This window comes from Nostoc sp. (genome assembly GCF_036919895.1).
Taxonomy (GTDB): domain Bacteria; phylum Cyanobacteriota; class Cyanobacteriia; order Cyanobacteriales; family Nostocaceae; genus Nostoc.
Window position 1 is genome coordinate 1 of the sequence record NZ_JBALBW010000139.1, and the last position, 12,950, is coordinate 12,950.

General features: G+C 39.7%; 8 protein-coding genes and 2 pseudogenes. 2 read left to right on the plus strand and 8 right to left on the minus strand.

All coding sequences use genetic code 11. The features are described from left to right. Positions 1-193 precede the first annotated feature (193 nt). From V7K55_RS27350 to V7K55_RS27360, 3 genes and pseudogenes are all read right to left on the minus strand, one after another. Positions 194-335: pseudogene (locus V7K55_RS27350) on the minus strand (IS4 family transposase); the annotation flags it as partial. A 362-nt stretch (positions 336-697) separates the two neighbouring features. Then, entirely contained in the window at positions 698-6,463 is a 5,766-nt protein-coding gene (locus V7K55_RS27355; protein WP_334836516.1) for a trifunctional serine/threonine-protein kinase/ATP-binding protein/sensor histidine kinase, read from the minus strand. Between the two features lie 242 nt (positions 6,464-6,705). Beyond that, a pseudogene (locus V7K55_RS27360) lies at positions 6,706-6,819 on the minus strand (IS4 family transposase); the annotation flags it as partial. Positions 6,820-7,203: 384 nt separating this feature from the next. Here V7K55_RS27360 and V7K55_RS27365 point away from each other — a divergent pair. Together V7K55_RS27365 and V7K55_RS27370 are read left to right on the plus strand one after the other, a co-directional pair. Next, entirely contained in the window at positions 7,204-7,593 is a 390-nt protein-coding gene (locus V7K55_RS27365; RefSeq protein ID WP_334836518.1) for a hypothetical protein, read from the plus strand. Positions 7,594-7,776: 183 nt separating this feature from the next. Next, complete coding sequence (locus tag V7K55_RS27370; RefSeq protein WP_334836520.1) at positions 7,777-8,298, plus strand: Ycf51 family protein; 522 nt, start codon at positions 7,777-7,779, stop codon at positions 8,296-8,298. 166 nt (positions 8,299-8,464) lie between these two features. Here the strand turns inward: V7K55_RS27370 and V7K55_RS27375 are convergent, their stop codons facing one another. From V7K55_RS27375 to V7K55_RS27395, 5 genes are all read right to left on the minus strand, one after another. Then, positions 8,465-9,964, minus strand: a complete 1,500-nt coding sequence (locus V7K55_RS27375; RefSeq protein ID WP_334836522.1) for a GH3 family domain-containing protein — start codon at positions 9,962-9,964, stop codon at positions 8,465-8,467. Then, a complete protein-coding gene (locus V7K55_RS27380; protein WP_334836524.1) occupies positions 9,964-10,572 on the minus strand; it encodes an acyltransferase in 609 nt (202 codons plus the stop codon). Before V7K55_RS27380 ends, V7K55_RS27375 begins: the two co-directional genes overlap by 1 nt. After that, positions 10,569-11,321: a sterol desaturase family protein gene (locus V7K55_RS27385; RefSeq protein WP_334836526.1), complete on the minus strand. Its 753-nt coding sequence runs from the start codon at positions 11,319-11,321 to the stop codon at positions 10,569-10,571. The genes V7K55_RS27380 and V7K55_RS27385 overlap by 4 nt, the downstream gene beginning before the upstream one ends. A 135-nt stretch (positions 11,322-11,456) precedes the next feature. Next, on the minus strand, positions 11,457-12,473 hold the full coding sequence (locus tag V7K55_RS27390) for an aromatic ring-hydroxylating dioxygenase subunit alpha (protein ID WP_334836528.1): 1,017 nt from the start codon (positions 12,471-12,473) through the stop codon (positions 11,457-11,459). Positions 12,474-12,509: 36 nt separating this feature from the next. Then, positions 12,510-12,803, minus strand: a complete 294-nt coding sequence (locus V7K55_RS27395) for a 2Fe-2S iron-sulfur cluster binding domain-containing protein (RefSeq protein WP_334805160.1) — start codon at positions 12,801-12,803, stop codon at positions 12,510-12,512. Between the last annotated feature and the right edge of the window lie 147 nt (positions 12,804-12,950).

Consider the following 12,950-nt stretch of genomic DNA (forward strand, 5'->3'; position numbering starts at 1 on the left):
TGACTATATTTCTAGTAGTGCGCCAATTACTCAGTCGAAGTGGTTGGATTTGAGTATGAAGATTCTACTTTAAAAGAAGGCGAATCAACTCACTCCCAAGGTGGTGTAGTATTACGTTTTAGAGCAGAAATGTTGAATCCTGATATAAAACTTTACATTCCTAGTTACACTAACTCTAAAAAGCCTAAAATAGTCAACATGATATTATCTCTTCAAACCAATGAATATAACTGATTTTATGACACATAACAAGATTGTAAATAGCGGAATTTATATAATAGCGTATGTCCCCATTGTTGTGGGATAGATAATATTTGTAAAATTAGATACAGCAGTTCCGGCTGTTAGGAGGTACAGTAGCGGCAATTAGCGAACCAGTTTCTTAAATGTTGAGGATTTATTAAGTCGAGTACAACTGATATTAGTTTATCAACCATTTCTGTTGTAGTTGGAGCAAAACTGCGACTTCAGACCGTCGTTATAATGCTGGCATCATTATACCAAAACTTCTTAGAAAAATACCTAAATAAAGCACAGCTAATCACCATAAAGATGTTGGTGTGGTTACTACATCAGAAACAAGTGAGGATTATTGACTGGCAGAGAGAGGCACTACCATTACCAATACAGCAAAACAGTCGGAGGCAAAATTTACAAAAAACTTTAACACTAAATTCCTTGAATATAGTATTTTTGTTTACACTTTAATTTCAATTAAAAATTCTGTTCCTTCACCCAGAACAGATTTACAACTTAGTTTTCCACCGTGAGTTTCTTCGACGATTTGACGGGCGATCGCCAACCCTAATCCCGTTCCTTTTTCTACAGCTTTCGTAGTAAATAAATGGTCGAATATTCTCTGTTTAACTGATTCAGTTATGCCCTTACCATTATCAGCTATGGCGATTTTAACTAGATTATTTTCTAGTGAAGTTGTAACGCTAATTCTGTTGGGTTGAGCTTTGATTTCTTCAAAATTTCGTCCAAGATTCGACTCTTCCAATGCGTCAATAGCATTAGCGAGAATATTCATAAATACCTGGTTTAATTGCCCAGGAAAACACTCTATTTGTGGGAAATTACCGTAGTGATTCAAGACTTCAATTGCCGGACGTTGTTCGTTAGCTTTGAGACGATGTTTGAGAATAAGAATAGTGCTATCAATGCCTTCATGAATGTTAAACGGCACTTTGTAATCTTTATCAGCACGAGAGAAAGTACGTAAACTAGTGCTGATATTTTTGAGCCTGTCACACGCCATTGTCATGGAATCAAGCATTTTAGGCAAGTCTTCTAAGCTATATTCCAAGTCAATTTCTTGGGCATGGTCTAAAATTTTTTCACTTTGGTCGGAGCAAGTTTCTTGGTAGAGTTTTAAGTGTTCCACAATATCATTAAAGTTGGGTTTAGCTTGTTTAAGACTGGCAGCAATAAAACCCAAGGGATTATTCATTTCGTGAGCGACACCCGCAACTAAGTTACCCAAAGCAGACATTTTCTCACTTTGAATTATTTGTAATTGCGCTTGTTGCAAGGCAAATTCTGCTTGTTTGCGTTCGCTAATATCCATCATCACGCCATCCCAAACGATCGAACCGTCGGCTTGCCGTTCCGGTCGTGATGCCGCCTGCACCCATTTCACAGTGCCAGAGGTCGTAATAATGCGCCATTCCTGCTCAAAAGCCGCGAGAGTCTCGGCAGAATGAATGAACGCTTGGGTGAGGGTTGAGCGATCATCTGGATGCTCCAGCATCCGAAAATCTGTGATGCCTGCCAAGAAATCTTCAGGTGGCACTTCATATAGAGCCGCGCAGCCCGGACTAACGTAGGGAATTGAAACAGAACCATCGGGAGTGAGGCAAAGCTGGTAAATTATGCCAGGAAGATTATCCGCCAGCTTTTGAAAGCGGGCTTTGCTGGCACTCAGTTCTGCTAGCATTTGTTGGGCTTGCTCATAAAGTCGCGCATTTTCCAAGGAAATTGCGGCTTGAGCGCAAAGTAGATTGAGGAGTTCGACGCGATCGCTCGTGAAGGCTCCGGTTACTAAACTGTTTTCCAGGTACAAAATCCCCATCAACTTGCCTTGATGCAAAATCGGGCTACACAAGATACTTTGAGGCTGTTGACGCACAATGTACGGGTCATTGGCTAAAAGCGGATCTACTGTCGCATCCATCAGGACAATAGTTTGATTGCTGTGCTTGACTTTGTAAATTAGTTTGTGGGGAATATCTTGACTATCTTCAACAGGAGTTCTGGGCAATACAACTGGCTTTGTTCCCTGGGACATCGATCCTTTAATTAACAAGCGATCGTCGCGTAACAGCATTAATACACATTTATCAGCCCCCGCATTTTCGATGAGGATTCTCAGTAACGATGCAAGCAATTTTTCCAGTTCGATTTCACTGGAGATCGTGTGGGAAGCTTTGAGAATCGCTTTTAAATCTAGAGTATCTGAGACACTGGTGCTAGAAGTGGCTCCACTGGTGGAGGTGACAGTCCCCAAGGAGATGATGGTTTCGTTAATTGAGAGGGTCGAGCGAGTTTGCTGTAATATGGGCGTAAGTAGTTGGGGATAGCATTTTTCTAAATCGGCAACTTTGGCTTTTGCACCCCATTTTGCGTAACAATAGTAAGCTTCTTGCATATAGCCTGCGGCAACTTTTGCTTTACCCCAGTAAAGATAGAATTTAGCCGCCAGTTCGTTAGCTAAGGCTTCTTCTTGCAGGTAGCCGTTGGCTTTAGCAAAAGAAATAGAGCGATCGTAATAATCCCCTGCTTCATAATTCTTGCCTAATACCCGGTATTTTTCTGCCTCTACCAAATCCACCTTATGCTGGTAATTCATGGGTGCATGATGCGCCCATTGCTCTAACTTGGTTTGGTTTTCTGTTACACTCTGCAATGCTGCTGATGTTCGATCTAACTGTGGATTAAATTGTGCCAAAGTCAGCAGCGAATCATAAAGATAAAATACTGGTTCGCTGACTAATCCTGCACCAGCCATAAAATAGCGCCTGACTTCAATAGCATGATTTTTTGCTAGCTCTATTTCTCCAAACAAGAAACAAAGCATTAATTTATATAAATGGAAAATATACAATCCATATCCATCATTGGCAGATTGTAGCTGCTGGAGAAATTCTATTTCTTCAAGGGCTTTTCCAGACAAAAGGGTGGGATGTTCTGCAAAACCCAGCAGGTTTAAAACAGGTTGCCAATAAATCCGACAATAATTTGCGGTTGTCAATTGATTTATTTGCATCAAACTATGGCAGTAGGCGCAGATATCCTGCTCTAAGGTAGCCAGGGGTTGACTGCACCAAAAAGAGTTGAGACAAAAAGTGTGCCCATTATATCCAGCAAGTACCAGGTTTCCAAATTCTAAGGCACTGGTATAACCCTCTTGCAACAAGGGTAGTGTTTCTTTAATGTGAGATTTGCGGTGTACAATAAATATCCCCAAAATCATCAAAACATCTGTTTTACTCGCTTTGGCATCGAGTTTTAAGATAATCTGAAGTGCCAGGGAACCAAACTGCGATCCTTTATCTATGGTATGTAAGAAATTGCAGAGAATATTGCCATAGTTCGCGTAGCCGAAACTAGAAGTCGATGTGTTACCGTACTGAATCGAGAGTTTAACAGACAAAGTATTCAGCAATGGGTACAACGCTGAACCAGTGAGGTAAGCTGCTGGGCTGATGATATTGGCAATCTTAAGAATAGCGAGTTTTTCGGCATCTCGCATCTCAGGCAAGTTAACCAGATCGGCAATTTGCCTATCTCCAATCAGTTCCTCAATCTCTTGAATTTCCTGTTGAATATCTGATGGTATGGGTGTTTGGGGAAAGGTGACACCAAGCTGTTGTAAGACTGGTTGGGCGATCGCGATCGCTGAAGTCAATTTACTTTGGGAAATATGCGATTGAATTCTAATGCAGTAAACATTAACCTTTTCTAGTAACGAATGTGCCTGTTGAATAACAGTATAAATGAACTGTTCCATCACCTCAAAGTTACCATTTAGCATTGCAACTTCCGCCGCTAATTCATACAAGGCGAGGCTCATCTCATACTGCTGCTGCCAAGTATTTCTTCCCAACAAACACAATCCCACTGTGACATATTCATGCGCTGCTTGATAGGCAGTAGAATTTTTGGCTTTGCGACAGGCAATCAGATTAAGTTGTGCTAGTTCATCTCGTTGAGTTTGTTTGCTAATTAAAGCCGTACCGTAATTTAATTGATTGACGATTTCAAAAATCCGATCTTCTCTTGCTTGTGCAGAAATCTGTTGTAGCAGCAGTTGTCCGATTTGGTAATGAGTCGTCTGTTTTTGGTCATCACGGATCAGAGAATAAGCTGCTTGCTGTATTCGGTCATGTAAGAATTTGTATGTAACAATCAGTTGATTTTCCGATGTATGTGCTTGATTTTCTTGCCCGACATAAAACTTATAAACATCACCAATTGGTAAAATCAACCCTTCTTGCAAAGCTTTCCATAAAGCCGCAGCCGTCTCAATTTCTGATTGCTGCGAAACAATCGCCAAAGTTGCTAAATCAAAAGAGTTCCCAATACAAGCCGCTAACTGCAAGACATTTTGAGTCGATCGCGGTAATTTTTGCAGCTGCAAACTCATAAAAGTTACAACGTCATCTGTAACTGCTTGAGCCGTCACTTCTGATACATTGCATTGCCAACAGCCTAACTCAAAGTCAAATTTAATTAATCCATCTTGATGCAATACTTTGAGAAACTGTGTAGCAAAAAATGGATTTCCTTTAGTTTTTTTATAAATTAATATAGAAAGATGCCATGCTACATCTTCTAAACATTTCAGTGTGTCAGCAACTAACTTATTTACTTGTTTTTGGCTTAGTGGTGCTAAAGTAATCGTATTAATCTTTGCTTGTGATTTAGCAATTTCATTCAAAGTCAGAATTAATGAATGGTGTGGATTGACTTCGTTATCACGGTACGCACCAATGATGAAAAGATGACTTGTATCAGCCATTAATAGCTGCATTAACTTGAGCGATGCCGAATCTGCCCATTGCAAATCATCTAAAAATATTACTAAGGGATGTGATGCATTGGTAAAGACTTGCGTAAATTTTTGGAATAATAAATTAAAGCGATTTTCTGCCGATGTTCCTGATAACTCTATCGCTGGTAGTTGTTCGCCAATAATTCTTGAAAGTTCGGGAATTACTTCAATAATTACCTGCCCATTTTCACCAATAGCCTCTAATATTTTAGTTTTCCATTGCTGAATTTGGACATCACTTTCTGTTAATAATTGCTCTATTAAATCCCGGAATGCTTGCACAAAAGCGCTGAAGGGAATGTTGCGTTGAAATTGGTCATATTTGCCTTTGATAAAATAGCCGCGTTGTCTGACAATCGGTTTATGCACTTCATTGACAACGGCTGTTTTGCCAATTCCGGAAAACCCCGCTACCAGCATCATTTCGGTTGCGCCAAGACTTACTCTATCAAATGCTTGCAGCAGAGTTTGAACTTCAGCTTCTCGTCCATAGATTTTATCAGGAATGAGGAAGCGATCGCATACATCACGCTGTGCAATTTCAAAGGATTTAATTTCACCAGTTGCTTCTAGTTGCTGTAAACAATTCTCTAAATCAAACTTTAATCCTAATACACTTTGATATCTATCTTCAGCATTTTTCGCCATCAATTTCATGACAATCTCACCCAGAACTGAAGGAAGTTCTGTTTTCCGATTACTTAACTTTTCTGGGAGTTTTGCCAAATGAGAATGTACCAACTCCATTGGGTCATTAGCTTGAAAGGGTAATTCTCCTGTAAGTAATTCATAAAAAGTGACACCGAGGGAATAGAAATCTGTGCGATAATCAATTCCACGATTCATTCTCCCTGTTTGTTCTGGAGATATATAAGCTAGTGTCCCTTCTAAAACATTGGGATTGACTAGTGTTTGGGTTTCTCGTGGTAGTAAAGATGCAATGCTAAAATCAATTAATTTAACTTGTTTGCTTTTGGGATTAATTAATATATTGCTTGGTTTAATATCTTTATGAATGATGCGCTCGCGGTAGAGTATATCTAAGGTATTGCACAAAGCGATCGCTATTACTAAAAACTCTTTTAAAAAAGCGACACTTTGATTTTGAGCGAAATAATCATTGAGAGAAATTCCCCCAAAGTCTTCCATAACTAAGATATAGCCATTTTGGAAGGGTTCGAGGCTATAGGTTTGAATAATGGAAGCTGAATGGAGATTTTTCGCAATGGTGTACTGATTGCGAAACGACAAGAGTTCATGGAAGCTGGGATAAGGATTTTTCAGTAGTTTAATCGCTACTGGTGCTAAGTCGGATTCTCTAACTGCTCGATAAACTTGGGTTCTAGAACCACTGTAGAGTTCTTCAATGATGCGATATCCAACAATACTGGCAACAGCACTGACCATACAGCTAAATCCTCACAATTTCTGGTAGATTTAGTATTCCCAGATCGTTAATGACAAGTTAAGAATAAGGGAAAATTGTCAAGCGTGGTATTTGCTGTGTTGACGTACTCCCTACCCTTTAGGGTTTAAATCTGTGTCAAAATTTGCGTAAAATGATCGGGACTTACGCAACTGGTACAAATAGCGTGCAGGGCGCAGCCCTACCACGGGACAATTTCAATCAAACCAAGCACATAAGAAGTTCAGGGTAAATAGCGGAATTTATCTAATAGTGTATGTCCCCATTGTTGTGGGATAGATAATATCTGTAAAATTAGATAAGCTATTAAACTAACGTAAATTTGTATGGTGATACCCAAAAGTGTTGAAATATATATCAATTATCATTTTTACGTGTATTCATGTATGTATTGCTGAAAATGCACAATCTCTTAAGTGTTAAAGTATCAGGCGATCGCAGCGCAGTCACCGCGACTTAGAACCGCTATAAATTTTTCAGTGTATGCACGGGGTACATTTAGAGTTTTAAGTTAATAAGATTACTATATTCACGTCTGTGAGTGTGACTAATACCTAATTAGTCACTGTTGCTGATTGTTGGGAAGGTGTAGGGACGACCCTTTGGGGTTTTCCTACATGACGGGCATCTCTTGTAGATGCCCTTTTGTATATTTACTATTTTTATTTAGTCAAACACAATCAAAAAATATTTAGCTTAGTAAAAAAACCAGAATTTCTTCATGAAATTATCCTTGCAAAGCTTTACATTTTTCACTTCTTCATTAGGGTTATTGACAATTAACTTTGCTTTTCCTCTACCTGCTAAAGCAGCAATTGAGTGTGAAGCAGGTAATATGATTTATTATCCCAATGGTTCGCTGTTAACTTGTATACTCGATCGAAATACTAATGTGCAAGTTTTCAGTTCTCTTTCAGAGACATCCAATATTCCCTGCCGAGGAAAAAATTACATATCTTTCGATGAAAAAGGACAGTTCCAAAGTTGTCAGATTGCAGACGATATCCAAATTAGAACAGCTAATTCAGTTGAAATTTGTCCCGCAGAATATAGGATATATGTTTCAACTTCAGATAAGGGAAATAAATCTTTTACTTGTCGGCAATACTAGTACTATATAATTTGTAATTAATATAGCAATCCTGAATTATTCGCGATCGACAAGATACACGACTTCTCAAATAAATGGGGTGTCTGCGGGTTACAATTCTCACAAATCAAATACCTTATGGTGTAAGCTCTCGGTAAAATAGGTGTGTCGGTAACGAAAAAAGACGCATCCATAACCTACCTTATGCTCACAACAACTAATTTTCTTCATTACACCCAATGGTCAGGTATAGCTACCTTGGCATTCGCTGCCTTAACAGCTTTAGCTTTTATTCTCAAATGGGGCATCCGCTTTCGGCTGGTGGGTACAACTGGCTTTATGCTGGTGCTGACGGGTGGTTTATTTGCACTATCGATAGTCCCCTTAAGTCGGGCTGTGATTCCAGGAGCAGGCAAGTACACTCTAGTTTATGACAATGGCTCCACACAAGCAGTTATTACCACATCGTCCAAAATTACACCCACACAATTAGAAGCAACTTTACGTCAAGCAGCTAGTAATTTATTTTCTTATGGTCGTTCAGGTACACGTGAAGACGACAACTTGACAGTTCGCGCCCGTACCATTATCCACCCAGAACCAGGGATTTCTGTACCAGTTTACTTGGGTGAGGTGAAGCGATCGCTCGTTTCTCATCAAAATTCACCAGTCACAGTGGAAATTTACACAGATAAATTAGCCCAATTGTCAAAACCTACTGCTTAAAAGGCACGCAAGGACGCGGAGAGAGTATTTGATAATTTCTCCGCGTCACCCCTTCTTTATGTCTTCATCTCAAAAAACAAAAATCTTAATTTACCTCTACTTGATGTCAAGACTTTAAACTTATTTTTGTTAATGCTTCGTTGTGAATTAGCTATTTCTGGGCAATTTATAAGTTCAATTTTTGTAAAAGTTCATTGCTAATGGGTGATGTTGCTAGAATTTGATGTTTAATACCTCCCCAAATACTTCCAGTATGGATACGATGGGAAACTAATATTTCAGGAATTTCATTAGAGATTAAAACCTCTGGTGGTGCGAGTTGACCGATGGCTCTAGCTCTCTGGTAATGATATGATTCTGATAGAGCTTGATCCAATTGTTCGGCAATAATTTCTGGGGTTTGTTTTGCCGAATCTAGCAATAAAATATAGTGTGGAGGATCGGCAATTGGCATCAAACTTTTAAAATTAGTTTCTTGCAAATTCAATAGAGTCAGAGCATTATTTACAAAGGTTTCTTGCAACTTTTCACCCACCAAATCGCTAATAGCTTGATGTCGTCCGAGAAACTCTAAACAGGGAGTGTGGCGATAGTAATGAGTTACGCGGATGCGATCGCCAATTCGATAACGATACAATCCCCCTTTCTGCGATAAAATAACTGTGTATTCCTTGCCAGTGTTGAGTTCATGCAAACCATACAAGGAACCAGTATCATCCTCGAACTCGAAAAAAACTTCATCAAGAACCGGCACACATCCCCCAGCGACAATCAAGGGAATCGTTATTGGGGCTTCCGTTGCTAGTAGTCCCTTACCTTGAATTAATACACCTGGAAACTGCGCTCTTAATCCCTGAGCTTGATCTGCTGCATTGGCACTATCCCAGCAAGAAATCAGCTTCAAATTTGGCCAGAGTTGCATCCAGGCAATATTACTTTCGCTAAGGAGTTGCAGCCGTTGATGTAAAATTCGATTGTGTAATTCTGTTCGCAATAAATCCTGATTTTCTTGAATATATTTTAAATGTACTTGGAGAAAACTAGGACTCCAAATAGAGATAATTTCTAGTTTTTCAGCTTCTAATAATGCCAAAGCCAATTGATGTTTGAATAAGTTCGCGTCATGCAGCCGATTAAGTTTATTTGGCATCACCAACCAAGGACGCAAAAACCAACGCAACCAGCCATCTAAGTAATCTAAATCGTTCTGTAAACTTTGATTATCAGCTACATCTAATTGCGGCGAGATACAAGCATAAATCTTGCCTGTGGAAAATTTCGGGCCATGTACAATCAGATCGTGTGCCCAGACACAAAACATTTGATTAAACGATCGCCGCAAAGATTGAGTATAAGGAATCCATTTTACCGCCCCACTACTACCGGAGGTTTTTTCATAGAATAAAATGGGTTCTGGTGTGAGGGCAATTTGCTGCTGTTTCTGATTTAACCAAGGTTCGAGTGCATCATAATCTACAATTGGGACACGCTGCCAATCGTCTACAGAATGAATCCCCAAAGTTTTACCATACTCGCTTTTGATTAAGCGATCGCAAATTTCCCTTTTTACAGATGTCTGCATTAACTGTGGGTAATCCAAAGCTCGATAAAATCGCCTCGCAGTTAGCGCGAGGATTTGCCCAAAAAGCTGAATAATCGGACGCATTATTGCACCTTTTGATTAGGATAAAGCCTGGTGGCTGCTGGTAAATAAGAACCATCAGCAACGACTACACCGGGAGCAAGATTAGATCCGGCTCCCACAAAAACATTGCTGCCAATCTGGACTTTTTTGACATACAGCATTAAATTTTGCTTGCGGGGTTTAATGATGTGGCAATAGATACCGACACCATGCCCGACAACGACGCGATCGCCAATTTCTAACAAACTGCGATCGGCAATCTCTAATCTTGTTGTCCAGTATACATCTCGCCCCACTTTAGCACCCCACAATCGCAACCAACAAGAAAACACCCCCGGAATCAATCGCAGCACTGCTTCCAACACCGGAATTGCAATATAAATTACCTGGATTTGATGACTACCCCACCAAGGATTATATTCTTCACCTAGTAGATAACTAATACCCTCGCGCACAGGATAAACCCATTCATGCAAGCGGTAAGCTAGCACTGGTAGCCCATAAATAGAAAGAAACACCGCCAGAATACTGAAGATATTGGGTGAATAAGCGAGGTAGATTATTGCTGCACCAGTTAGCAATAAGATAAAGGCGGGAAAAAACGAAAGAATTTTACTGATAACTGTCATGAAAATGGGAATAAAAGTTTTTGGAACAAGTTCAATGAGATAGGAATTCCAATTATAGATGGCAACTTTTCACTTTCATAATATGTTCCATGTAACTTATCCCAAATTTTCAGATTAGCCCCATAGTTATAATTGTGGATTTCGCTGCAATGATGCCAAGCATGATCCTGCGGTAAGATTAACCAAGTAGATAAAAATTGATATAGCCTGGTATTTGCAGGAATCATCAAGCGGCTATGTCGCCATAAATCTAAGGCAGAAGTTAGACTGACTCCAAGTAAATAACCTGTGGGATCGGCTAACAAATATATAAATAAGGTGTGTATCCATAAATAAATAATTAACAAACTTGTCCAAAGGGTGTTTCGAGAAGTTCCTAATACATCCATTTGGGTAACAGTATGATGGACTTGATGAACTTTCCAGAATAATTTAGTATGTAATAAACGATGGTTCCAATAATATAAATAATCAACTACAACAAAACTGATAATAAAAGTCGGTATTAATGATAGTTTTAAACTTCCTTGGGGAACAGGTAATATATGTTGATATAGCGAATAAACTAAAGTAGCTTGTAGTAAGGGAATCAAAATTCCTTGAATTGTTAATCCTGTACCATCTAGCAACCAATCTTCAGTACTTTTTAGTTTCAATTGAGTTCGTCCAACCTGATTGCTAATAGTCCAACCAAGTAATCCGATAAAAGAGCCAAAAATTATTAGTTGTGAAAAGTTTTGTATTCCCACTTTTGATTGCTCACACTGATTTTAAACATGGGTTTTACCCCACCCTAACCCTCCCCTTATAAAGGGGAGGGAACTGGATTTTCCGATCTCCCCCCTTGTAAAGGGGGGATTAAGGGGGGTAATTAGGAATTATTCTTAAACCCAAAATGTAACTTCTACTGATTGATTTGGCAATAAACGCGGATCTTCGCCACGAGATATAGCCGCTATAATTGACTCTACAAATATATGAATTGTGTCCGCAGGCGTATTATAAAATTGTGTCCCGTATTTAGCGATCGCTTCTCCTTGAATACCCAAAATTTCCACGTCTTGGCGGATAATATGTTGAGCAGTCCACCGCACAAAGGGACGCGCTAATTTATTCCAGATACCGTAGTTATAGGTGACATCGGTGTAAACCAGAGTTGAATTATCGGTTTCTGGAATAGATTGACTAGTAATGAACAAATGGCGAGTGCGTGCCATTTTATACTCTACAGAGGTAATATTTGGCATATAAAAGCGATCGCTATGTTTAATCTCTGCATTCTGCAAATTCAGAAAACGGCTGTACCATCCCAAATTACTGTTTTCGTTGCGATACTCCACCAAAACCGAACCATTGCAGCGTTCTACAGTCATCTCTAACTTTTGTTGGCGGGAAGTACGGAAAACACCAGGATGAACAAAAGCCGTATGGGGAATATCAATAAAGTTCTCCGCACAATTAGTCACATTGTTAGCAAAACGGTTAATTACCCGCACCGTCTCCCATCCGGTTTGTCCGTAGTGAGGCATAGAAAAGGGTTCAAAATCAACGCTATCAGCTAACCGCACATAAACATAGCCATCTTGTTCTTTGGTAGCGTAACACTTGGCTTGACGCTGTGGGGAAGGTTTGAAATCATCTCCTTCGGCTGGAACTGCAATAACGTTTCCAACGCCGTCATATACCCAACCATGATAGGGACATTGTAAAGCACCATTACAGATTTTACCTGTAGATAGACGGCTATTGCGGTGTAAACAGCGATCGCGCAAAGCTACGGGTTGTCCATCTTCACCGCGAAATATCGCTAACCATTCTCCTAAAATGCTACGTGATAATACCTTGTTAGGTTGTAGTTGGTTGCTGAGTGCGACAATATACCAAAAGTCTGCAAATTGCATAGTGGGTGAGAGCGATCGTATTTAATTATGGCAACCTCAGAAGCCAATATTCCTGCGAATTTCAACATTATCTGTAACATCAACCTGACAAGCTAGCCGCGCATGAGGATGATTAGCTGCTAACGTCTCCAACATTTCCTGCTCATCAGGTTTAGGAGGAGGAATATCACCAACAACCTCAACCAAACAGGTGCCACAAATACCAGTCCGACAGCCAAACAAAACAGGTGAATTCTGAATCGTGAGATGTTCAGACAAATTTTGATATAGTTGCAGAGTCAGGGGAGGGTAATCAGTTCCTGGAAAAGATATCTTACAAAAGTTGGACATATATAAACATTAGCGCACTAACGACTTTTGTAAATAGTAATCTTGTAGCGGGCAGGGCTATTTCATTCTAAAAATTCGTTTGAGTATGTCTAAACCAAAAGAGCAGAGTCGTTGGGCTTGTGCCATATTTTCAAACATATTGTCCCT

What these genes read in the sequence shown, in the direction of transcription:
- V7K55_RS27380 (WP_334836524.1), bottom strand. Translation starts at nt 10,572, where the DNA reads ATGACAGTTATCAGTAAAATTCTTTCGTTTTTTCCCGCCTTTATCTTA.
- V7K55_RS27370 (WP_334836520.1), top strand. Translation starts at nt 7,777, where the DNA reads ATGCTCACAACAACTAATTTTCTTCATTACACCCAATGGTCAGGTATA.
- V7K55_RS27375 (WP_334836522.1), bottom strand. Translation starts at nt 9,964, where the DNA reads ATGCGTCCGATTATTCAGCTTTTTGGGCAAATCCTCGCGCTAACTGCG.
- V7K55_RS27395 (WP_334805160.1), bottom strand. Translation starts at nt 12,803, where the DNA reads ATGTCCAACTTTTGTAAGATATCTTTTCCAGGAACTGATTACCCTCCC.
- V7K55_RS27365 (WP_334836518.1), top strand. Translation starts at nt 7,204, where the DNA reads ATGAAATTATCCTTGCAAAGCTTTACATTTTTCACTTCTTCATTAGGG.
- V7K55_RS27355 (WP_334836516.1), bottom strand. Translation starts at nt 6,463, where the DNA reads ATGGTCAGTGCTGTTGCCAGTATTGTTGGATATCGCATCATTGAAGAA.
- V7K55_RS27390 (WP_334836528.1), bottom strand. Translation starts at nt 12,473, where the DNA reads ATGCAATTTGCAGACTTTTGGTATATTGTCGCACTCAGCAACCAACTA.